General features: G+C 58.9%; 13 protein-coding genes and 1 tRNA gene. 4 read left to right on the top strand and 10 right to left on the bottom strand.

The features are described from left to right. Positions 1-123: 123 nt before the first annotated feature. From ACORLH_RS06625 to ACORLH_RS06615, 3 genes are read right to left on the bottom strand one after another with little or no spacing between them, the layout of a single operon-like run. Positions 124-2,091: an AAA family ATPase gene (locus ACORLH_RS06625; protein ID WP_321831847.1), complete on the bottom strand. Its 1,968-nt coding sequence runs from the start codon at positions 2,089-2,091 to the stop codon at positions 124-126. After that, complete coding sequence (locus ACORLH_RS06620) at positions 2,088-7,505, bottom strand: DEAD/DEAH box helicase (protein ID WP_321831845.1); 5,418 nt, start codon at positions 7,503-7,505, stop codon at positions 2,088-2,090. The genes ACORLH_RS06625 and ACORLH_RS06620 overlap by 4 nt, the downstream gene beginning before the upstream one ends. After that, on the bottom strand, positions 7,498-10,539 hold the full coding sequence (locus ACORLH_RS06615; RefSeq protein WP_321831844.1) for a hypothetical protein: 3,042 nt from the start codon (positions 10,537-10,539) through the stop codon (positions 7,498-7,500). The genes ACORLH_RS06620 and ACORLH_RS06615 overlap by 8 nt, the downstream gene beginning before the upstream one ends. Before the next feature lie 234 nt (positions 10,540-10,773). Here ACORLH_RS06615 and ACORLH_RS06610 point away from each other — a divergent pair, with 234 nt between their 5' ends. Next, positions 10,774-11,586 carry a hypothetical protein gene (locus ACORLH_RS06610; RefSeq protein WP_321831843.1) on the top strand — a complete coding sequence of 271 codons (813 nt, stop codon included), beginning with the start codon at positions 10,774-10,776 and terminating at the stop codon, positions 11,584-11,586. A gap of 445 nt (positions 11,587-12,031) precedes the next feature. Here the strand turns inward: ACORLH_RS06610 and ACORLH_RS06605 are convergent, their stop codons facing one another. The 5 genes from ACORLH_RS06605 to ACORLH_RS06585 form a co-directional block, all read right to left on the bottom strand. After that, on the bottom strand, positions 12,032-12,229 hold the full coding sequence (locus ACORLH_RS06605; protein WP_035262952.1) for a hypothetical protein: 198 nt from the start codon (positions 12,227-12,229) through the stop codon (positions 12,032-12,034). Between the two features lie 309 nt (positions 12,230-12,538). Then, positions 12,539-13,759: a type II toxin-antitoxin system HipA family toxin gene (locus ACORLH_RS06600; RefSeq protein ID WP_321831840.1), complete on the bottom strand. Its 1,221-nt coding sequence runs from the start codon at positions 13,757-13,759 to the stop codon at positions 12,539-12,541. Next, entirely contained in the window at positions 13,752-14,054 is a 303-nt protein-coding gene (locus ACORLH_RS06595) for a helix-turn-helix transcriptional regulator (protein ID WP_321831838.1), read from the bottom strand. The genes ACORLH_RS06600 and ACORLH_RS06595 overlap by 8 nt, the downstream gene beginning before the upstream one ends. 235 nt (positions 14,055-14,289) lie before the next feature. After that, entirely contained in the window at positions 14,290-15,153 is an 864-nt protein-coding gene (locus tag ACORLH_RS06590; protein WP_321831837.1) for a hypothetical protein, read from the bottom strand. Between the two features lie 467 nt (positions 15,154-15,620). Further along, positions 15,621-17,672, bottom strand: coding sequence for a TonB-dependent receptor domain-containing protein (locus ACORLH_RS06585; protein ID WP_321831836.1), 2,052 nt, complete (start codon positions 17,670-17,672; stop codon positions 15,621-15,623). Positions 17,673-18,131: 459 nt separating this feature from the next. Between ACORLH_RS06585 and ACORLH_RS06580 the strand changes: the two genes are divergently transcribed. Next, positions 18,132-18,368 carry a DUF6916 family protein gene (locus ACORLH_RS06580; RefSeq protein WP_321831835.1) on the top strand — a complete coding sequence of 79 codons (237 nt, stop codon included), beginning with the start codon at positions 18,132-18,134 and terminating at the stop codon, positions 18,366-18,368. A 3-nt stretch (positions 18,369-18,371) separates the two neighbouring features. On the opposite strand, the gene ACORLH_RS06575 is transcribed toward ACORLH_RS06580, so the two are convergent. Continuing rightward, positions 18,372-19,495 (bottom strand): IS3 family transposase gene (locus tag ACORLH_RS06575; protein ID WP_321831834.1). Its coding sequence is split into 2 segments (ribosomal slippage): positions 18,372-19,231 and positions 19,231-19,495, totalling 1,125 coding nucleotides; the frame shifts between segments, so codons are not numbered across the junction. Between the two features lie 58 nt (positions 19,496-19,553). On the opposite strand from ACORLH_RS06575, the gene ACORLH_RS06570 reads away from it, so the two are divergent. Further along, positions 19,554-22,136, top strand: coding sequence for a choice-of-anchor D domain-containing protein (locus ACORLH_RS06570; protein ID WP_321831832.1), 2,583 nt, complete (start codon positions 19,554-19,556; stop codon positions 22,134-22,136). A gap of 116 nt (positions 22,137-22,252) precedes the next feature. After that, complete coding sequence (locus ACORLH_RS06565) at positions 22,253-23,002, top strand: YbaY family lipoprotein (RefSeq protein ID WP_321831831.1); 750 nt, start codon at positions 22,253-22,255, stop codon at positions 23,000-23,002. Between the two features lie 74 nt (positions 23,003-23,076). On the opposite strand, the gene ACORLH_RS06560 is transcribed toward ACORLH_RS06565, so the two are convergent. Beyond that, positions 23,077-23,163: transfer RNA gene (locus ACORLH_RS06560), tRNA-Leu, on the bottom strand.

The raw sequence follows: 23,163 nt of genomic DNA, 5'->3' as shown, positions 1-23,163 counted from the left end.
TCCGGCCAAGTTTCATGGTTTTTGAAAATAGCTAGCATATCTGGAATGGGCTGTCCAGGCGGTTACTACATGTTGGGGGCAATTCGGCCGTTCTGTCGCCCGCTTTATCGAGCGCGCGTTGGCCTAGTCGTCCAAGATTTCAACGAAATCTGGGAACTTTCTCGCCGCTTCAAGGACTTGGGTTCCGAACCGTCCGCCGGGGTCGTCGAGCTGGATCACCAATGTATCGATGGGACGTGTTAGGGCGATCAGTCCCCAACGCCACGCTTCGCCCTGCGCTGCCTTTTCCAGGTCAACGAATCCCTCCTCTTCGGATGCATCGAGACCAGATGAGATCTTGGCTTCAAACATCTCTTCGAGGAATCGATCAAACCCGTCGAGAACTACGGTCCACCCTTCCAAGCCCCGGCAAGAAGCGTATTGAACGATCCTCACCTGGTCTGGCCCGCGAGGAAAATCCGACCTTGCCGTCGGATCAACGCCGTCCCAGAACTCCTGGCCCCAGGATGTCATTTCCCGGCCCACCAGGCTCGACCGCCGCGAGCCATCACCGACAACGCCGTCTGGCGGAACGCAGACCAGCATGTCGACACAGTCATTGCCGTCGGACCTTAGGTCGCCAACGAGTCTCTCGTGTAACCCGGCTGCCTGCGCGTATGGCGTGTTCAAGATGATTATCCTGCCACCGCCGGCGGCCGGGTTAGGCTCAGCCTCCCACGCACTTCCCGTTTCCCGTGCAACCTCGGATACGAAGAGCGACAAGTTGCGCTTGAGGCGCAAGCATTTTCCCAATGGCAAGGTGCTTCTCTTGTCGCGGGGCAGACCCGCACGCCAGTTAGCACGTGCACCCCTGACAAGCTGGTCCACGCCATCCGCGACACATAGCCGTGTCGGGTCGTAAAGGGCTTTCAACAAGGCGGTCTCCCCGCTTGGCCAATCTTGTCCCTCGTCAACGAACACCTGATCGAAATCGAAGAAATCGGGATCGTCGTAGATGATTGCCTCGATGTCATCCCGTGTAACGGCCCCCGCCTTGATAAGTTCCAGCGCCTCTGCGCAGAGCTCGGGGTACCGCGAGAAATCCAAGGGACCATCGCCGAGCAATCCAAGCTTCGAAAACCAGGTGTAGAGGAATGACATCACGGTGCCGACGCGGATGCCACCCGCTTGCACCGAGGACGGGATGCTTGCCAGGGACATTAGGCGACGCATGTCAGCGGCCAGGGCGTGGTTGTAGGTCAAGACCAACGTCCGCTTGCCCTCCATGCGAAAGAGTTTCCACGCCGCCTGGAGAAGCAAAACCGTCTTCCCGGTTCCCGCGAAGCCACGCAGGAACACCGTACCGTCTCCCAGGGTATCGATGATGCCGTCGATCGCCGGGTTCTTCGCGGCCAAGCGATCCATGCGTTCGCGGTCAAGGCGCGTTGGGATCGCTTTCTTAAAAATCGGTGCCGCTAGGGCCTTCTCGATCGTTTCCTTGTCACCTGCCGAAAGAAGCCCTTGCCCCCGGCGTTCCAGGAGCGGTGAGGACGCCGCGATCGCGCTCATCAGTTGGTGACCATTGAAAGCACCCGCGACAGCGCTTGGCGCAGAAATCGAGCCGAGACTGGGGAAAACCATGCAACGGCGCGCGAAGACATCGACATGCATGTCCGAAAGGTATGTCTTAAGGGCGTGCATTTGCTTGACGTTTTGGTCTGTCGCGCTCTTCCATTGCAATGGACCGCCACGCGAGTACCTGACCTCGACCTGGTCATCCATAATGCGAACACCACGATCGTCATGATCCTTGACCTCGATCGCGACCACGAAGCTTTCGACCATGATCGGGCGCGTGTTTAGCTTGTTCCCCGAGGATCCCCGGATAACGCGCAAGGGTTTAAACATGCGCGGCTTCGACAGCCGACCAGCCAAGACAACATCGATGTCTTGTACCTGGTAGCCCGAGAGCTTCGTGCTGACCGCGATCCGGATGTCATCAACTTCCCTAGGGGTCGCCGCCACGCCCGGCCAAGATGCCTCCAGTGCATTCTTTACCAGGATGGCGGCCTGGTACTCGCTTGACCCCTCGGCGCCCGTAATCGTGATCATTGGGCCTCCAGCATCTTGACGATGTAGGTCTGCGGGTGGTGTGCAAAGTCACGGATATCCACGAACTCGACCTTGAGGCCCATACCATGGTTGGCTTCCAGCATGAGTTTCGCGTTTCTCTGGATATCTTGCGCCAGCCCCTCCCGCATGTGCCACAGCGGGTGCGATAGCACGAGGGATAGCTTATTGCCGCCCGTAACCGCGACGAGACCATCGGCTTGCTCAACTTGCACGCTCCCCGCGTGGTGGTTGCACAAGTCGGCAAACCTTTGCCCGATGCCCCGGGCGTCCCCGAGCCAACGCGTCGTATCCAGGGGCTCGCCCAGGACCAGCTCGGCAACGTCCAGCGCTAAACGCCAATCAAGGGAAGCATGAAGAAAGCGGTTATTGTAGTTACGAAGACAATCCGGGCACGAGCGATCACAATCGGCGTGCGAAGGGTCGTGCCAGTTTTTCTTAACATCCTCGTAGTGGGTCGCGATTAACCCGCGAAGCCGGTCTGGATCACAAATGTGCCGGCTGTAACCGGCACCGTTTTCAAGGGCATCTGCAACGTAGAGCTGCCGCGTAACACAGCTGTCCATGCGCCATTTCTGCGTACCAACCCTTAGCTCTGCCGGGTCCACGTCGAGTTCCCGGGCCGCGGCGACCTTCAGGAATTCACCGAAAGACGTAAGGGCCGAGCCAGCGGCCTTTTGGCCCTCGACGTCCAAGACGCCGTTGTGGCCCACGCCCGGCAAGTTCTCGAGAAGCATCGTCATGACGTCCGTCTTGAACACGGCGCCAATGGCACCTTCCGCTTCCGGATCACCTTCGAGTTCGGGATGGGGCTGGCGATCGCGGTAGAGGTGCTCGTCGTTCACGATCATGGCGTTGAACTTTCGGCGGAACTTGAAGAACTCCCCGCCATTGTCATTGACCAGCGCGATCGGTTCGTCAGATGCAAGCGCCACGCGGGCAGGGCCAAGGGAGAACCCGTCGGCGTACTTGGGCTTGAAGGCAAGTACCGGGGGTGAGAGCGAGGGACCACGTTGGCGCTGGCCATCGTAGTCGCGCGGCTGGCCCGGGGTCGTTATGAATCCTTTCGGCTGGTAGAGGTCGAATTTCATCGCGAACTGACCGCAAACCTCGCAGGTCTCCTCGACGCCTTGCATGATGTGGCCGCAATCGGGATCGCTGCACTTCGAAAACTCGAGGCTCGGACCAAGCGGATCGGGGTCGCTTTCGACCCGGCCACGGATTTCCCGAAGCAACTCGAACCCACAGGCCGTGTGGATTTGCTTGTCCTTGGGTATCTCGGAACCGGGTGAGAAGGCCCAAACCGCATGGTCCAGTGCCCGGTCACTCAACACCATGTCGTCAAGGCGTGCGTCACGCTTGTACTTGAAGAGGTTCCGGCTTTGCGTCGGGAACCCAAACATTGGAAGCACCCCAGCCGTTGCGAGGCGCTCGCTAAGTTCTATCTGGATGTAACGGCCATCGGAAACAACGCTGGAGACGTGATCCGCCAGCTCCGCCCGGCAATAGCTCGCTATCTTGGCAGGTTGGTCTTCCGCGAGTGGCGCAAGGTAACAAAGCGCCTCCACGACCTCGTCAACGCCGGGGTCGACTGCAAACCATGCAGAGATGTCCGCCTTGTAGACCGTTTCCCATTCGGCGGCCTTGCCAAACACGCCGTGCGTGCTGGCCGCGCCAACGGGCGGTTCATCCAGTGCCGAGAACGCGCGTCGAAGGCATTCCGCTGCCGCGACGCGTTTCACGATCTCCGGCCTCGAAAGGTCCAGGTATGGCTGCGGTGGGGTATCGCCCGTGATCCGTTCCGGGTTTCCGTAGTAGAAATCGTCGTGCGAGCCACCGCGACAAATGGTGAGCGCGTAGGAAAAGCTCTGTCCCATGCGCCCGGCCCGGCCAACCCTTTGCTGGTAGTTAAACCTCTGCGGCGGCATGTTGGCCATCATCACCAGCTCCAAGGAACCGATATCGACGCCGACCTCCATCGTCGTCGTGACGCTCAAGGTGTCGATCCCGTGCACCGGTTCAATCTCGTCTTCAAGGAAGGCCTTCTTGAAAAGGCGTTGGCGTCGTCGCTGCTCGGAAAGCGGTTTCGTCTGGCCCGTCAATTCCTCAACGTTGAGCCGGTGCGCTGGTTCTTCCGATAGCCAACGGTAGTAGTCGTCTTCGGGCCCCGAGATTGGCTCGAATCCCGTGGTCGTGCAGTTCACCGAGGTACACGCCTTGAGCGCGACGTTGGCCGAAACCCGTGAGCACCTGTTGCACCGGTGCAAGCCGTCGAGAATGGGCACAAGCTCCAGTTTCAAGCTCGAGTAGCGACCGACCTGGATGACCCAGTTCTCGTTCACGATACCCTCGTCGCGCAACAACGCCCCGATGATCTCGCCAAGATCGGACGCGTCACGGTTATGGGAGGGGGCAACCTTTTCGACGTAACGCCGAACCCCTGTTGGAATGTTGGTCGAAGATTGGCTGCTGCCACCGCCCTGGTAGAGCCTCGCTTGGCCCAGCAAGCGGATCACGTTTGCAAGCAAGTCTCTGGCATCGTTGGCCGCCATTCCCAGCCTCGTCGAGTGGTCTCCCACCGGACAGGCAAAGGCGAGTCCAAGGGATTCCAAGTCGCGTCCACCGGCATCGAAAAGGGCCGCGGCAATGAGCGAGGACAAGGTTTCCCTGATTTGCCGCCTGCCCTCGTTTTCCACGGAAAGGTCAAGCCGGGTCACGGGAGCCGGTCGGGTTTGATCAAAGTAACGCCACCATGGTTCGTTACCGATCTCTTGCTTGGAGGCGTCGGTGCCCGCGGGGTTCTCGCCAAGTGCCAGGAGATCGTTCATGACCCCGGAAACAAGGGCGCTCCAAGATATACCCCGGGCATTGACGACGTCTTCCTCGAAGGTTTTGACGAGTGCGTCCTGGTCCGCGTTCGACATGGACATCGATTGCATGAGCAACGCGGTCTGAAGCTCGGGCCCCTGCGCCTTGATCGCCGTTGCTATTTCCACCCCCCGCTTGTCGAGGACTTCACCCTTTTGGATTTTCGCGGAGGTTGATCTCGCGTCGTCGACGGTGAAGCTGGCACCCGGTTTCAGGGCCCGGAAGACAAGTTGCCTTAAGAGTGACCGGAAGTGGTTGAGTTCCAGCCCCGCCGCAACATCCGCGGCATCGTCTCGGCTGTCCGTGAACGCGATCATCTGTGCGGTGCGTTCGGGGGTGCCAAGCTTGGTGGACGCACGGTCGGCAATTACCTGGGTCGTGACATTCAAACCCGTTCGAAGGCCTCTTATCGGGCTGTTCACCCGGCTCCCTGAGAAAAAGGCCTTGAGGATCCTTTGCTGGCTCTTCTTGGACTCGCAGGCCGGGCACTTTTCTGGAAGGGCGGGCGCGTTCACGTCCCCCGGGCAGGTAAACAAGGTACCTGTCGGCGTGTCTCCGTGCTGGGCTTTCTCCAGGAGCCCGTAGAGCGGATCGTAATTGGCGGCGGCGTATCCAAAGGATTTTTGTTTCTTCGTGCTAGGCTCCGAGTGCTGCCAGGTCGGGGTGACCCCGGCATCCACCTGTTTGCCCGGCCAGTACCATCGGAACTTGGAATGCGGCCGCTCGTTGACCAACCCGGGTACGGTGCTCGAAAGGTCCGTTGGACCGGACTCCAAGAAGACTTGTCCGTCCTCGGCTCCCTCCGCCCGAGGCGTCACGTAGCCACCGAGATATGCTTCACCGCAGTCGTAGCAATACAGAAGTTCAAGGACTTGCCCTCCGCAGCCGCACTTGATGGCCGGGTGCTTGAACAGTTTGCCAATCTTGCGCTCCGGGTCACGGTAAGCGTCCTCGATCTGGTCGCAGCCGGGGTTCGAACAGGCCCACATTCCCTGGATTTGACGCAAGAACATGTGGGAACGAAACGAGGGGTGCGGCTCCTTGAACGACGGGGAGTCTTCTCGCGCGGCGGCGTGAAGGATGGCCTGGAAGACGGTATCGCTTCCATGTTCACCGAGCAGGCTTTGCTTGATCGCGCCAAGCCTTGCCGGCACGACCGCGTCGTCTTCTTCCCGTCTGCCGGCTTCGCGACACGCGGCCCCGAGCGCCTGCCGGGGCGAGGCAATGCCGATGATCTCGTCGAGCGCGTCCTCGTCTCCCTCGATCGCCTCATCGGCCAGGGGAGCAATTTTACTCGCGTCGATTGGCAATGTCGCTTCCGGAATGCGCGGCTCGCCGGGATAGACCTCGAACGTGTTTCGGTCCACGCCGAAGAATTGCTCGAGGTATTCCTTGCCCTCTTCACCATCAAGCGACGCGCTCGTACCAAGGCAGCGCAACTGTGGCGATCCCGGTTCCAGCCCCAGTCGCATCAACAAGTTGCGGATGACGAGTGCAACTTCCGTTCCCGCCGTGCCCCGGTACCCGTGCAACTCGTCGACAACCAGGGAGAAATGGTTGTCCGCCGACGCCGCGAGCCAGTCACGGGTCTGTTGGAACAAGCGTGCCTCGTGTTCGCGCATCAGCATCACGTTCAACATCGAGACGTTGGTAATCATGATGTCTGGTGGCGCATCGATCATGTCCCACCGGGTCAGCATCTCCCCGCAGGAAGGATCTTGGAACTGGCCGCGAATCTCCTCGTCTCGATCTGCAAGCCGTGCTGCCTCGGCCTCGATTTGCTTGATGTCGCGCGCAACTTCCTTGACGATGCGGCGACCCTTGGAGTCTAGGTGTCCACCCGGGTCAAACGTACCGCCCGGCGTCGCGCCCGTGTATCGCCCAAAGAAGAACATGGGCGCCCCGTGTATGTCCCGCGCACGGGTCGCCGCCCGTCGCAAGCGGGAGACCTGGTCTTCCACGAGGGCGTTCGTCGGGTAAAGTAACAGCGCGCGAAGTGCCGGTTGGGGACCGTTCTCGATCCTCGATCGACTTCCCCGCCACGTGCTCGCGCTCCCCCAGTTCTCGTTCCACCATTCGTGCAACCTGCCCTGGCCAACGCCACTCAACCGTTCCCTGAGAAGCCGCGCGATCACGGGAACCAGGAAGCTCTCGGTCTTGCCCGAACCCGTGCCCGAGGTCACGACAACGTTCCGCTTGGTGGCGGAGTTCGAGGCCAGCGATGTTTCGAGTGACTGCGCCTGGTGCTTCCGCAATTCGTAGTTGGCGCCGAAGACGATCTTGCCTAGGTGCTCGGCGACCGCCGGCGACAGGCCCGCTGCAGCGCAGGCATCGGCAACCGGCACCTCTGATGGGTAGGCCAACACCGCTTCCAGCAGGATCTCCTGCGCGGTCAAACCGGGTTCGTCGAGCAGGTTGCGCCGTTCACGCATGAGGTATTCGTCACGCAGCCAGAACGCGCTGTCATAATACTTGTGGTAGGCTTCCTGGATGTAGTCGAGAACCTCTCCCGGCGTTGCTTTACCCAATGCTATCGTCCTTTCCATACATCTTGTCCAAGATGGCGGCACCAACCCGCGGGTCGACGCGCTCGTAAACAACCCGCCCACCGTCCCTTCTCGGCAGGGACCCGCCCGATACTACGAACGCCCGCGCGAATAGCCATGGGGGTTCAACTCCGAGGGCAGCCGTGAACCTACCCGTGGACATGTCGTACCCGTGCAACCAGCGCCCCTCTTCTCGCGCCGACAATGTTTTGGCGACCTGGTGGCCAACTTGCCTTGTCGTTCCATCCCGTTCCCGGAAAACGTAACGCGTTCCGTGCAGTCCGATCCTGTAGGCCCCCGGGCCTTCCAATCGTTCGACCCTGCGCCAGCGAGCCTTCACCGTGTCGTACTTGGCAAGCCCATCGGCTTGCTCAACGTGAACCGGGGTTGCTTGTTCGAACACGTCCGTGAACGACGGTAGTCCCCGGGCGATCGATGCGGCAAGGTTGCGTGCGACCGCGACCTTGCGCCCATGGGCGTCTTCCACGGTCTCCAGCAAGGCCTCAAGGTCCATCCCTCCAAGACCCGTCCAACGGTGCACTGTCACCTGGTTCGGCTCCTTGCAAGTTGCATGGACCGCCCCCCCGGATGACAAGGCAGAATTCACCGCTTCAACGAGACTGCCCGACTGGAACCCGGCAAGGTAGCCATTGCCATCCATGCCGATGACCAGGGCGGGTGGCGCCACTGACCAATCACCACCTGTCGCGTTTAGGCGTCCTCGCATCTCGACATGTCCAAGGGAAAAGAGATCGCTTGCGAGGGAATGGGCAAACCACGGTTCCGGCGATACGGCCGTCGCGAGGCGTTGGAACGCGGGCCAAGAGCCGTGTCCCAGGTAGCAAAGCCCATCGAGTACCGTGTCCGCCGAAACTCCTTCGTGACCCGTTTCGGAGACTTGCGCGGTGTCTTCCCCGCGTTTCGCCAAGCGGCGCGCCGGGGCAAAAACCTGGTGCTGTGCCATTTTCTTGGCATTGCCCTTCGCAACTTCCCGGGTTCGCGAAAGCGCCTTAACCTGGCAATCCTTGCACTCTGCCATCTTGGCATCGTAACGGTCGTCCCCTTTCTCAAAAGCCTCGTAGACCCAGTAGTGGTATCCCCGGATGACGCAGCTTTCGCTTGCCACCACGGCCGCGTCGCTCGAGTGGCACCATTCCAGGTCGCTTGCCTCTTCCAATGTTCCCTCGGGAACTTCACCAGCGGTCCCTACCCCGTGATGGATGACCCCAACGGGAACATCGTCCAGCCCGCCGTTCAGAACACAGCCCTCGAGGTTTTCCGGCGCCCTTTCGAGCTCGATCGCGGGATCCAATGCAAACCCGTTGCCAAGATGAACGTGGTAAAGCCGCTTGCTCCCAAGTGGTCGTGGAATATCGGCGGACCGAAGGGAAAAGGACGTCTCCGCAAGCTCCGTCGACTTGTGCTTGACGACTGCCCGAAGGTTCGTTCCAGCTTCAACGCAAGAAGCGTCAAGGCTTGCTTCCATGAAGTCCCCAACGGCGCCTTCCTTCGCGATCACCTCGTCTTTCTTACCGAATTGTTCACGAATGACCTCAATCGTCGATCCAGGTTTTTCCGATGTTGCCTCCACGCGGGGTGGGGCGGCAACATGCCAGGTCCCATGTCCAAGGTTCAAGCCATCCACGCAGGCAATTGCCGCGGCGCTGGCAATGGGACTCAACGCGTGGAAATTGTCATGGGCATTGTCGACCGCCCGGACGATCTCGACACCACGCAGGATGCACCAACCCTCCGGAATGCCGGCCATGTCAGTGGTTCGAAGGACCGAATGTCCCGGTCTCGCGCACTTGGATAGGTGTCCTTCGACCTTGTCCAGCCAAGCCTCGTGGCACAGGATCGCGTGCTCCTCGAAAAGGCTGACCCGGGATACCTCCCGGAACACGGGACCGTCCGGGGCCCGCGCAAGGGCCACGATGGGCTTGGCGATATAGGCGTAGTTGACGCCGCTAGAAACACCCGTGAATGACCGGGACTTCAACAAGAGCATGTCAAGGTTGATAGACCCAACCGGCCCTAGGAACCGTGTTCCCTGCTCCATTCCATCCTCGAGGAAGAGTTGATCCCCTGTCTCCGTGCCAACGCCGGTTTCCTTCAGGGCCTCGGCCTCACCACCCCTGAACACGGCCAAGGACAGTCTTGCACGTTTCCTGGGGAACCCGGTGAAACCGACCTGCCATTGAAGGCGCGCCTTGCGGGGACCGTCTCCGGTTACGCCCGCCGTCCTTTCCCAGGTCTCGAAGGCATCTAGTGCGGCGGAAACAACCCGTGGCCTCAGGTCGCTGGATTGCCAAAGCTTGCGAAGCCAAGGAGTTGGGCCGGTGGCCCCGTGCGTAGACATCCAATCGTGCACGAGCAACGCCATTTCTGCATCCGGCACCGGTTCGCCCGGCACGAGGTCGTATTTCTCGAACAGCCCCGAAATTCGTTTCCTGTCCGCGTCCCGAACGAGCGCTTGCGACAGGCCGAAACTCGCGTATTTCCAATGGCCGATGACCGCGCGCGCGGTCGGCCTGCCGAGCTGGAAGTCGTTCTCCGCAAGCCACATGTTCAAGGCACGCCAAAACTGGCGCGTGGACTTGGCATATTGCCGAAGCTTTTGCTGGGATGTCGCGTCCTTGACCCCGAGAAGTTCGAACAATCGTTCCGAGTAGTTGTTCGGTGAAAAATTCTCGTCGGTTCCCATTCTCTCCGCCGCGATCGAAAGCGCGCAGAGTAGCGCCGTGAACGGTGGCGGGTCTCGACGGCCTTCAAGGCTCCATTCCAACAACCACCTCGCCTGGTCGACGTAAGGGTCCCTCTTGTCAAACCTCAGGGACCGTGCGGCGGTCAGGCCAATGAAATCGCAAAGCTCGTCGGCATCAACGCCCAGGGCCTCGGCGATCTGCTCCTCGGCATCGCCTTCGAGATCGAGGTAGACCGGGAGCATTTCGAAACGCCCCCGGAAGAAAAAGTCATTCAAAGCACTATTTACGGAATTGTATTCTTGGTCTTCCATTCGTGATCTTTGCGAAAAGCGCGCCTCGTTTCTTGTTCGGGGTCGCGAGAGCTAAAAATTCTTTCTTGCAACCCTAGGGCTTAGAGGTTCGAATTGTAAACCACTTACATGGATTGTCCCGGAGCGTAATAGGTGGTCGCGGCCATCGATATGATATCGATCAATTTCCGCTGGTTGCCGGTAATCCAATCACAACACAATAGCCGTCCAGCAATTGTGAAAGGAGCGCTAGGTATGCCCCACGAATTCACTTCCCTTAGGTACCCGCTCTTAAGGCTTCAGGAGGCCGAGTATTTCCTCGCACAGCTTTCGACCAAGGACGGTTCGGAGTTTCAATTCCATCTCAACGCATTCTTGAGCGCAGGTCGTAGCGTCACCTTCGTGCTGCAGAAGAGCATGAAGCGCGTTCGGGGTTTCCCCGAGTGGTACGAAGGACAACAGACGACGATGAGGTCGGATGCGGCGATGGGATTTTTTCTCGAACTCAGGAACATCTCGCAAAAGGAGGGTCCCGTTTCGGTTGTTGGCGGTTCTACCTCGTACGGGTGGGCCCACCGTTTCGCCGGGAACTCGGTACCAGTACCCCGCGAACTCGTCGGAAAAGACGTGGTGTCCGCCTGCGCAGAACATCTCGCAAAGATCGGAACGTTGCTCCTGGATTGCCATGCGCGGTTCCCTTACGACTGTTGTCCGGCGAGGGCCCTTAGCATCGAGGGGATGCAGGTCTTGAGTTATGACATGGATGACATTGCCCATAGCCTAGGTTTGCCAAGCGGCTACCTGGATGTTGCAGCCGACATACCGATGGCCGAAAAGCTGGCTTACTTGGCCAAGGAATTCGAGCCCTTGGAAATCGATGATCTAAAGCGTCTCGCATCAGGGCAGTTCTTGCGGGGGGACCAACCCTTGGTCTTGCCACCTTCCGATGAGAGGGATCTTGTTGATGACATCGCGGAAATGCTTGAAGGCAAGGGAAGGGAACATGCAAATCCAAGAGAGGTATTCATCCGGGCAATCGCGAAACGAATTGGACCCGGGGACGAGTGACTCAGTGGACCTACGTTGACGTTCCTAAGATTTGGACGGCGAGTATTCCTCGACAAGTCCCTCGATTTCACTCCTCGAAATCGCAAGAGACGTTGAGAACTGACCGACTTCCCCGGAATCAAACACGATCACCGCAAGAAGGTTGCCCCACTTGTAGAGCGTTTCACCTGTCCGCTTGGTGACGCTGGGTCTCCCGAACCGTTCAAGAGCAACTGTTTCCATGAGGTTAGTTTCGCAATCAAAGCTTAATTTTTCGTAAGTCTAACGGCATCCAAAAAATTGCGATGGGCCAGCCAACATAGACCTCGTCGAGACCATATGTCCGTGAAGACGCGCAGAACTAGGTCCTTGCAGTGGTTTGGAATTGCGCTGCAAAACAGCTTGTGATCACAATTTTTGTAACAGCAGTTTGGGCAACTAAGGTGTTGCCCAAACATGTGTCTATTTATTCGGTGACCGGATCTTCATCACGGCGCGGGAAGGCGACCATTTCGACGTCGGGGAACATGCTGTGTTTGACGTTGATCGATGTGATGTTGCCGCTGTCGTCCGTGTTGACGAAGAGGACACCGCAGCGGTCCCAGAAGTTCTTGCCGTCTTTTTCGCCTGATTTGACATTCAGTTTCAGAGTTTGAGTAGCCATTTTTTGATCCTCACTTTGAGTGTTTCGATGAACATGATCAAAGCTGGCACCAAGGGGCTGTCAGCGAGAAACTTGCTTCGCGAGGAATGCGCTGGAGCAGGGGAATTTTCTTGTTGAAGCGGGGCTTGCTCCGCGTCTGACACGGCTGCCCGCTTATGTTCAGCGATCAGAAACACGGCGTCGAGGGGCCGAACTTGGCATCCCAAAATCTGCCTGCCTCGTCATCTCGCGTCGCAATGGCGAAGGACCTCAAAAAAATCTCGGCAGCTAAATGGCTTTCGCTCAAGCCACTGCAGCAGATGCTCCAGTTCACGATCGCGCCAAATCCGCTTCCTCGTGCTCGAAGGCTGTCGCCATCTCCTTGATTTCCCTCTCCGGAGCACCCAAGGCACGGGCAACGTCACGCCAAGCCATCGTCGCGTCGGCTACCTCTGCAATGATGCGATCTGCCTCGCCGCGTTCGAGAAGATAGGATTCATGTTGCGCGCGGTGCAGGGCGATACTGGCGTCCGGGTTGTCGTCATCAACGTAGCTTTTGAGCACACGCGGTTGGTTCGGCACAGGGTTGATGTCGTAGGCTGGTGAGAGGTGCCATCCGCCACGCCCACGCAGAAACCCGTGATTGCGCATATGGTCATCGAGGTTCGTCACGAGAATGGAAAAGGCAACCCGCCGGTAGAGCTCTTCGCGGTCTTGATCGGGAGTGACGCTTTCTGAGGTGATGATATCGGCCAGGTCCAAATAGCTGTAGCTTTCGCCATCCTTGCCGCCCAGCATCGCCATAGCTGAGATAAACGGGATCCTGCCGTCCTCGTTCCGGTCAAACCGATGGGACAGGAAAACAGGCTTGTCGCCAGCCATCTCAAGCGTGTGATCAGAAACCGTGATTCCGGCGCGCCTTGCGAGCTCCAGTGCGATGGCTTCCCAGCGTTCTACGCAATAAGTGTCCGTCTCTTTCGGGAACTTGGCGACAGAAAGACGGCCGTGCTGGTCAAGGATGCTGGCCTTCGGCCGTGCGCCACCTAGCGAGCTTCCCGGAGCAAACAGCATTTTGAGGTCCTCTGCGGTCTCCTCCCCGCGCAGAACGCGCTGAGACGCATGAAGCAAATCTCCGAGGCTCACCAGCGCAGGCACGCCAATGCCCTCGCGGGCTTGAAACACTCCTTCAACCTTGAAACGCAGCGCACCCAAACGGGTCTCATCATTCACCCCAAGCAGGTAGTCGGTTTCTTGCAGCACTCTCGGACGTCGCCCTTCGGCCTCTGCCATGCGCCCCTCATAGCGCCGCATCACCGTTCTGCCCCAGGTGTCCGGGGCAGAATCCCCGAGTGGCGCAAGCATATCCTGCCCCGCTTCCGGCACGAATTGCCCTCTGACGAGTGGCATGTCCGGCGAAAGCCCGAAGGCATTTTCGTCGGCAAGCCAATCGTCATGATAGGTAAAGGAGACCCGCTCTCGGCCCCGCCCAGCTGTACGGTGGAGCATACCAACCCGTTTCAGCCCCTTCCAGTCGATCCAGACCTCAACCATTTTTTAGTCTCGCACGCTGCGGAAGGTCATCCAAGGCCATCTGCTCACCGACCGGGTCATCCAGATCCCCCCAGCCTTTCAAGAGGCCGAGCGCCTGCAATACGGCAACGTAGGTGCCGATCTTGACTGCAGGGTTACCGCTTTCGATCTTGGCGATGGTCTGCCGCGTTGTGCCAGCACGCTGCGCAACAATCTCAGCGGTCAGTTTGCGGCGCAGTCGTGCAACGCGAATGTTTTCCCCAAGTGTCACGAGCTCCTTACGCGCCGCTCTGGGCATTTTGATCGAAACAGCCATAATGATATCTCCAAGAAACACTAAGCCCCAACTTGTTACACTGAGAAAACATTAATGTCAATTTTCGCCGCTTAACCTGACGATCCAACACCCCAGCTCGCACCAAGGTTTATGTTATCTCTACATAACATCGAGAGAATTAAGGTTACCAGTACGAAACATGGCCTCGTTACCTCACCGCACTCATACAACTCGTCTGCTCGAACGAAACCATTGCGTTGCCTTCCTTCGAAAGTCATGCCTGCAGCCCCGCCGCGCGCACCTGCTCGGGCGTCACCAGTTTTGACACAATCAAATCTTCGATCTGCCGGTTGGTGATGTGGCGGCACAGGGGATGGCGCTCATGGATCCACTCGGCGAGGCTGGCGCGTCCTTTGGCTTCGGACACTCGCGTTTTCTCACGATCCGCTTGTATCTGGGCCAGTCCCTTCTCCCATCGGCGCATCTTGAACCAGTTGTCTGAGAAGCAGACCTTGCTGCGTGTGTAGCCTTCGCTTTCCTTGGCATAGGCTTTGACCGCCAGCAGAAGGTCATCGGGCTCCACACCGGCTTTCAATGCTGCAGCGATCAAGCGCAGAGTAGTTCGTTTGTCTCGGATCCTGTCTTCGGGATAGGCCGCCAAGATCTTCTCAGATTCAAGATCTTCAACCTCCTCCGCCGCCTCGCGCCTGCGCGTAGGTGGTTTATGGATGGTTTTAGGATGGTTTGGGGTCCACCGTGAACCCCGTACCCCGTTCACCGTGGACCCCGTACCGGGTTCAGGCTGGACGGGGTTCACAGTGACCCCCGTGTCGATGTCGGGCTCAGCCGTGGGCTCGAGCGCGGTCACACGCTCCAGACCGATGCGGTAAATGACCGTATAGCCGTTCCTGCACTGCCGCCGACCTGTCTCGATCAGAATGCCTTCCCGCAGGAAGTTGATGATGGTGCGCTTCACCGTGCTTTCGCTGAGCTCCGTGTGGCGCTGAATCGTCCCCTTGGAGCACCAGATGCCCGAACCGTCGTCGCTCGCCTTGTCCGCTAGGAACATGATGATCTGCTTGCGCGCGGCGCTGCCAAAGCGGCGCTCGGCGCATTCGTTTGCGATACGCCAGCTCATTGGATTACCCCACCAGACAGAGACCTCGAAAAAGCCGACTGACCGTTTGCGATGTGGCACTGGCCCATGCTAATGTACTTCGAAAGCTGACAGGCTTTTTCTATTTGGCCCCGGTTCACAGTTGCCGCTGTGACGGGGCCTTTTTCGTTTTGAACCGGCGAATTTGGCTTTGAAACTTTCGCTTTTTGTTCACTATTTGTCAGAGGGTGTTTTGCACCCCTAAACCGTTGTTTTTGCTTCCCCTCTTTCTGGATTGCAAATCCGTGTACACCGGTTCGATTCCGGTACTCGCCTCCACCACACTCCCCAAAACTCATACAAAAATTGCTGGCAGTTTACGCCAGCTAACCTGTTGCGCCTTCAAGCATCTTTACCCTTGTCATTCGCCCACCAAAAACGCAAAACGCGCCGCCGATTGGCAGCGCGTTCCTTTGATTTAACCAACCTGAGCGGTTGAAGAATTCAGCTTAGAATTCCATCGAGACGCTGAACAGGAAGGAACGGCCGGGCTCGGCTTGCACTTCGAAGCCATTGTCGGTGGCTTCCTGGCCGTAGGTGCCGCGGGCGTAGTATTGGGCGTCAAAGAGGTTGTTGACCTGACCGCGGATGGCCAGTTTGCCGTCAAAGCGCGCGGGGCGGTGTTCGACATAAGCGTTCGCCACGGTGTAGCTTGGGATGTCGTTGTAGCCTGCGGGCACATCGGCCGGATCATAGGGCACATCGGACATATCAACTTCGAAACCGTGCTGCAGATCGGCGCCGACGCTGGTGGTGTCGTTGAACTGATGCGCCACCTGGATGTTCAGCTGTTTGCCCAGCGGGATGGTCAGGTAGTTGCCCGCATAGGAGCTGGTGTCCTCGCCATTGACGGTGGAGCGCACATCGGAGAAGCCAACGCTGACAAAACCGTCGGCCCAGCTGTAGGTCGCGCCCAGCTCGAAGCCTTTGGCTTCCATGCTTTTGGTGTTGTCGAACCCGTCGCGGAAAAACGGCGCCGTGCCAAAGAGCGGGAAACGCGCGTCATCAATGCTGGTGATGAAGGCGTTGGCCTTGAAGTCCCAGCTGCCAAAGCCGGAGGTCGCGCCGATAAAGGCGGATTCACCGGTCGCTGCGGGGATCGGGCTGTCATAGGCCCAGAAGGGGCTCATCACATAGGCTTCGGGCAGGTTGAAGCCGGCCCAGGTCTTGGCATAGCCCGCCGATACTGTGACAGCTTCGTTCACGTCATGCTCGATCGAGATGTTGCCGGAGAACCCGCTGTCTTCTTCGATCTCAACGGATTCACCGTTGTAGCCCAGAGCCGGCAGATTGGGGCGTGTGCCCTCCAGTTTTTGCCAGTCATAGCGACCGCCAACAGACAGGCGGGTGCTGTCCGAGAGGTCCAGACCGGCCTGCGCAAAAATGCCGGTGTTTTTCAGCCGCTCGTCAGTGTCCACAAAGGACAGGCCAACAACAGGCAGGGGCGCCATGGTGGCCGCGTAGGTCTTATCGTTGAAGAAATCGACACCGAAGGTCACGGTGCCCAGACCGATTTCTGCTTCGTTCGAGATCTTGCCGTTGATCGAGCTGTTGGTGCCCGTATAGGCCAAGGTCGGCGAGGCGGCGGCGAAGTTGTCACCGGTGGCCAGCTCCACCTCGGATTTGGCGATCAGGAAGGACGGGTTCCAGAAGCCGCTGACATTCTGATCCTTGTAGCTGAACACCAGGTTGCTGCGGTCATAGTCATACTGACGCGCACCATCCGAGGAGTCGCCGAAGTTGGCGCGGTGCGGACGCAGCGCGGAATCCAACACGTTTTCATAGGACAGTTCGAAACGGCCTTCGGCGGTGTCATAACCAATCTTGGCAATGCCTGAGGTGAAATTGGTGGACGAGGCGAAGACCTCATCACCGTTGCCATCAACAAACTCATCACCTTTGGCGCGCTTGCCATAGACCAGGAAGTCAAAGCCACCCTGCGCACCATAGAGCGTGGTATGCGCCGAGAGCGTGTTGCCGTTGGAGTTGAAGTCAAGGCCAACGCGCCCGCCGAAGGTGTCACCTTCTTCCAGCAGATCGCGGGCATCTTTGGTTTCATATGCAATTGAGCCGGCAACACCGCCGGGGCCCGCATCCGCAGGGGCAACACCGGGGTCCAGACGCACAGCTTTCAGCAGGTCAGGGTCAATCACCGTGGTGGCGGAGTGGTGGAACACCTTGTTGTTCTGGCGCGACCCATCGATGGTCACCACCATGTTGTTTTCTTCAACACCACGGGCGTAAAGTTTCTGCGTGGAGGGCAACGAACCACCCACTGTCAGCGCAGGCTGCGCTTTGAACAGATCTGCCAGGTCTGCGGGATTGTCCCGTTCTAGGTCTTCTGCCGAAACCTCTGCATCATCCGCACCCAGGTAAATGGTATCCAGGTAGATGGCGTTGGGGTCAAAAATCTCTTGTGCATGTGCCATTGAGGCAAGTGCGGTGGTCGCAACGGTGGACAACAATGCCACACGCAATGCGTGCGATGCGGTCGGCTTCATGGGTCGGCTCCGGTTCTGATCTTATTTGGATACGTCAGAGGGCTAAGCGGACAGTCCATTCGCCGCGCTATGGCTACTTGCGTGCGGCTTTGTTAACGATGGCAGAAGAGCGCGAACAACTTTTAATGTATTTAACGGCTGTATTCCTTCGTATACCCCACTCTTTTAGTCAGTATTGCGGCAAATAGGCAACAAATACGCAGACACCCTTATTTACTTAGCAAAAATCGCCATCGAATCTCTCTGCGGGGCGAGCGACGCAGCGACCCTACGTCAATTCCAGCGCTCACCTAGAATTGCGCACCGGCTAAATAGCCACTTTGACATGCTTTTGCATGATAAAGTGATTGGCAATTCATGCAACTGCATGGCAAGCTAGAAACACACCATTCCCGCATAACGATAGACTGGCGCCCCGCGGTCTAGTAGACTGCCTGTATATACAACCTTAAGGCAATTATGATGACCGATATCCAAAAAATGACGTCGCAAGACTTCCAGCCATACCTTGGGCAAAACTTCAATATTGCCCTGACCGAAGGCAGCTGTGCGCTTGAACTCTTGGAAGCATCCACTTTGGGGACAGGCGCCCGCGACGGCGGCGCTTTCTCGCTGCTTTGGCAGGGGCCAACCACCCCTGCCCTTCAACAAGGGACCTATGAGATTGAGCAGCCTCATCTGAGTGGTCCATTTTGATTGTTAGTGCATGATCGGCCTCTGATCCATCGGAATGATGGTTTCAGGAGCTGGTGGTTTGTAGCCCAATGCACTGTGGGGCCTTGTGTTGTAGTGTTTCCTCCACTCTTCGATCAGGATTTGCGCTTCGCGCAGGCTGTAGAATACCTCGCCGTTGAGAAGTTCATCCCGCATCCGCCCGTTGAAGCTTTCGCAATATCCGTTTTCCCAGGGTGACCCTGGCTCGATGTAGGCGGTCTTCGCGCCGACGGCGGTGATCCAGTCCCGAACAGCCTGTGCAACGAACTCAGGGCCATTATCCGACCGGATGAATGCCGGAGCGCCGCGCAGGATGAACAGGTCTGTCAGAACATTGATCACATCTGTCGAGTTCAATTTGCGCTGCACCTTAATCGCCAAACATTCCCGGCTGTGCTCATCAATGATGTTCAGCGTCCTGAAGACTTTTCCATCATCTGTCCGGCAATGCACGAAGTCATAGCTCCAGACATGGTTCCGATACTCGGGCCTCAGCCGAACACATGATCCGTCATTCAGCCAGAGCCGCCCCTTCTTCGGTTGTTTTGCTGGAACCTTCAGCCCCTCTCGTCGCCATAGCCGTTCGACACGACCATCGCTCACGGACCAACCCGCCTCTCTGAGCAGAGCCGCGATCCGCCGATAGCCGTAGCGGCCAAACTGTCTGGCCAATTCGATCATGTCAGCAACCAAACGATCCTCATCGGCGCGGCCTTTCGGGATATGCCTTTGTGTGGAGCGATGCTGCCCGAGAACCCGACAGGCCCTGCGTTGCGATACTTTGAACTGGCTTCGAATGTGATCAATACATGCACGACGGCGAGCGGGGCTTAGTAATTTCCCTTTGCGGCTTCCTTCAGGATTAATTTGTCCAACGTAAGATCAGACACAGCTCTTCTGAGCCGTTCATTTTCCTTTTGAAGCCGCTTCAGCTCCTTCAATTGATCCACACCCATTCCGCCATACTTCTTACGCCAGCGGTAATAGGTTTGTTCAACAACACCGATCTGTCTGATTGCATCCAGACGGGACATGCCTTGCCCCATCAACACCTCAACTTGCCGTAACTTCGAAACTATCTCTTCCGGCTTCGGTCGCTTGTTTGCCATGCGTGGTCCTCCGTTTCCTAAACATAGCGGCGGACCAGTTCACTGGGGGAGGCTCACTGTGGCGGATGGCGGGACGGATGCCCAAGGCAGCCGTGCGGCGGGCAGCCCGGTCACGGTGACCTATACCGTCACCAACTCCGGCACCGATGCGCTGTCGCTCAGCACCGCAACCAGTTCCGCGACCAGCAATGTGGTCGTTGGCACGATCTCCGCCCCCGGCAGCAGCAGTGTGGCGGCGGGCGGCGGCAGCACCACCTTCACCGTGCAGTATACCCCCACCGTGGCTGGCACCTTCTCCTTCGATCTCGCCATGGTTAATGGTGACGCGGATGAGAATCCCTACAACATCACCGTCTCTGGCACAGCCACCGGCGCGCCGGAGATCAGCGTCAGTTCCTCGGTCTCCGGCGCAGTGGCGGATGGTGGGACGGATGCCCAGGGCAGCCGCGCGACCGGTAGCCCGGTCACCGTGACCTTTACGGTCACAAACTCCGGCACCGATGCGCTGAGCCTCAGCACCGCAACCAGTTCCAGCGCCAGCAATGTCGTGGTCGGCAGTATCTCTGCCCCTGGCAGCAGCGTGGCTGCGGGCGGTGGCAGCACCACCTTCACCGTGCAGTATACGCCCACCGTCGCCGGCGCTTTCTCCTTCCATCTCGCCATGGTCAATGGTGACGCGGATGAGAATCCCTACAACATCACCGTCTCTGGCACAGCCACCGGCGCGCCGGAGATCAGCGTCAGTTCCTCGGTGTCCGGCGCAGTGGCGGATGCCGGGACGGATGCCCAGGGCAGCCGTGCCGCGGGCAGCCCGGTGACGGTGACCTATACGGTCACCAATTCCGGCACCGATGCGCTGAGCCTCAGCACCGCAACCAGTTCCAGCGCCAGCAATGTCGTGGTCGGCAGTATCTCTGCCCCCGGCAGCAGCAGTGTGGCCGCGGGGGGTGGCAGCACAACATTCATCGTCCAGTATACGCCGACCGTTGCCGGCGCCTTCTCCTTCGATCTGGCCATGGTCAATGGCGACGGCGATGAGACCCCCTACAACATCACCGTCTCCGGCACGGCCACCGGCGCACCGGAGATCAGTGTCAGTTCGTCAGAAAGCGGGGCTGTGACCGACGGCGGAACCGACACGGTGAGCACCGCCACTGCCCAAGGGGTGACCAGCCAAATCACCTATACTATCAGCAATAGCGGTACGGATGTTTTGACATTGACCACGCCGAGTGTTGCCACGGCCGTCTCCGCCAGCAGCAATGTCTCTGTCAGTGTGCTGACCCTCGCCAGCACCACGCTGGCGCCGGGGGGCAGCACCCCCCTTGTGGTCGACTTCGCGCCTACGGCCGGTGGCGCCTATGGTTTCACCCTTAGCCTGGCCAACAACGATCCGGATGAGGCGTCATTTGATATCTTGGTCAGCGGCAGTGCCGCTGCAGCCCCAACCGTGGTCCTGTCCGGTGCGCCAAGCACTATGTCCGGCAGCGGAAATTTCGATGTCACAGCGACATTCAGCGAACCGGTCACCGGATTTGTGGCGGCCGATGTCAATGTCAGCAATGGCACCGTCGCGGGGCTGAGTGGCAGCGGCGCAAGCTACACGATCACCATCACGCCAACCGGCGGCGACGTCAGCATCTCCATCCCGGCGGGGATTGCAAATAGCGCCAGCACAGGCGCGCTGATTGAGGCCTCGGCCAGCACCACGGTCGCGGATCAAACCGCCGCGGAGACCGAGCGTGAGATCGCGACGTTCCTCAACACCCGCGCGAACCTTCTGATCGGCAACCAGCCTGATCTGCGTTCGATTGTGTTTGGCGGTGCATCCGGTGGCTTTATTCTGTCGTCCAAAAGTGAACAGCTGAACTTCGCCCTGAACTCGCGCAGCGGGGCGCCGCTGTGGTTCCAGCTGCAGGGCGCGCGTTCCACAGCCGGGAATCGCAAGGCCGATTACCTGTTCGGGGCGTTTGGCGGGCACACTTGGGTCAACAACCGGGTTGCGGTCGGTGCGATGCTGCAGGTCGACAAGATCGAGCAACGCAATGGCCCGCTGTCGATCGAAGGGCGCGGCTGGCTGGTTGGCCCCTATGTGGCGGCGCGGGCGGCAGAGCAGCCGTTGTTCTTTGAGGCCTATGTGCTTTACGGACAGAGCGAAAATGACATCTCCCCCTTTGGCACCTACACCGACCAGTTCGACACCGAACGGTGGTTGTTGCACACGGCTGTCACCGGGGAAGTTCAGCGCGGCAAGGTCACTTATTTCCCCAGCCTGTCAGCCACGTACACCACCGATGACCAAAAGGCCTACACCGATAGCCTGGGCAATCCGATTGCGGCACAGCGATTGGAGTACGGGCAGATCGCCCTTGGGCTGGATTTTGAAACCCCTCTGGGTGACGGCCGCACGGGCTGGAGCCTGCAGGGCGGGCTGCAGGGATCTTATGCTTTCAAATCAGACAGCGGCGGATCCGTTCCGAGCAACACCGATTATGAAGGCGGCAGTGGCCGGCTGGAACTTGGGGTTTCGCATCTGAGCGCGGCTGGTGGGCGGCTGGAACTGTCGGGGTTCTATGATGGGATCGGTGCCGAGGCCTATGAGGTCTATGGCCTGTCGCTGCGCTACGATCTGGATTTCTAGACGCGGCGGACGTGGGCAAATGCGATCGGAGGAAGACCGATGTTGGTTGTTCTGCCGTCAGGCGGCCCTAAGTCCTCGGGTATTTGACGTCCATCCGTTTCATCAGGAGCCATCACATGTTTTCACCCAAGGCCCTTACGGCCAGCCTTGCCCTTAGCCTGACCTCAATTGCGCTGCCTGCCTTGGCTGAAAATGCCAGCCTGGAGGTCACCGCAGCCTACCGCGAACGGATCGCGCTGCCGCCGAACGCCCAACTGGTGGTCGAGCTCAGGGATGTCTCCCGTGCGGATGCGCCCGCCCGCCGGTTGTCGCAGCAGGTGTATGCGATGCAGGGTTCCCCCAAAACCGTCTCACTCAGCTATGACACTGACGTGGTCGATACCCGGTTCAGCTACGCGCTCAGCGCGCAGATCGTGGCAGATGGCGCCGTGATGTTCCGCAGTGTTGACCATATTCCGGTGTTGCAAACTGCCGATGACACAACGGCTGAGATCCTTTTGGTGCAGGCCAACACTGCGATGCCCGATACGATCGTTGGGATCAGTTGGTCGCTGTTCGAACTGGACGGGCGCAGCAGCGTTGACAGTGATCCGCCAACTCTGGCGGTGAACCCCGACGGCAGCTTTTCCCTCTTTGGCGGCTGCAACCGGTTCAACGGCAGCCTGACGCTGGATGGCACTGAGGTGCGCTTCCCCGCGCAAATGGCGGGCACGCTGATGGCCTGCCCCCCTGAGCGTGAAGCGTTGGAGCGGGCCTTGCTGTCCGGTGTGCAAGGGGTTGTGCGCTATGAGCGCAGCGGTGCGTTGTTGCAGCTGATGGACGAAGAAAACCGCGTTCTGATGCGCTTTCGCGAGACGCTGGGTTAACGCAGATTACGCCAAATTTGGACCTGTCGCACCGCGGCAGGCCATCATCAAATCAAATCATGTTTGGGATGATTTGGTGCGGTCGAGAAGACTCGAACTTCCACTCCGGTTAAGGAACAGCGACCTCAACGCTGCGCGTCTACCAATTCCGCCACGACCGC

The sequence above is a fragment of the Thalassovita sp. genome (assembly GCF_963691685.1).
Taxonomy (GTDB): domain Bacteria; phylum Pseudomonadota; class Alphaproteobacteria; order Rhodobacterales; family Rhodobacteraceae; genus Thalassobius.
Note: the sequence above shows the minus strand (reverse complement) of the source record. Positions and strands in the feature narration are given on the sequence as shown.

Bases quoted from the DNA above. Each gene is read 5' to 3' on its own strand.
- ACORLH_RS06565 (WP_321831831.1), top strand. From the start codon at position 22,253: ATGTTTTCACCCAAGGCCCTTACGGCCAGCCTTGCCCTTAGCCTGACC.
- ACORLH_RS06580 (WP_321831835.1), top strand. From the start codon at position 18,132: ATGATGACCGATATCCAAAAAATGACGTCGCAAGACTTCCAGCCATAC.
- ACORLH_RS06625 (WP_321831847.1), bottom strand. From the start codon at position 2,091: ATGATCACGATTACGGGCGCCGAGGGGTCAAGCGAGTACCAGGCCGCC.
- ACORLH_RS06595 (WP_321831838.1), bottom strand. From the start codon at position 14,054: ATGGCTGTTTCGATCAAAATGCCCAGAGCGGCGCGTAAGGAGCTCGTG.
- ACORLH_RS06600 (WP_321831840.1), bottom strand. From the start codon at position 13,759: ATGGTTGAGGTCTGGATCGACTGGAAGGGGCTGAAACGGGTTGGTATG.
- ACORLH_RS06585 (WP_321831836.1), bottom strand. From the start codon at position 17,672: ATGAAGCCGACCGCATCGCACGCATTGCGTGTGGCATTGTTGTCCACC.
- ACORLH_RS06610 (WP_321831843.1), top strand. From the start codon at position 10,774: ATGCCCCACGAATTCACTTCCCTTAGGTACCCGCTCTTAAGGCTTCAG.
- ACORLH_RS06615 (WP_321831844.1), bottom strand. From the start codon at position 10,539: ATGGAAGACCAAGAATACAATTCCGTAAATAGTGCTTTGAATGACTTT.
- ACORLH_RS06605 (WP_035262952.1), bottom strand. From the start codon at position 12,229: ATGGCTACTCAAACTCTGAAACTGAATGTCAAATCAGGCGAAAAAGAC.
- ACORLH_RS06590 (WP_321831837.1), bottom strand. From the start codon at position 15,153: ATGAGCTGGCGTATCGCAAACGAATGCGCCGAGCGCCGCTTTGGCAGC.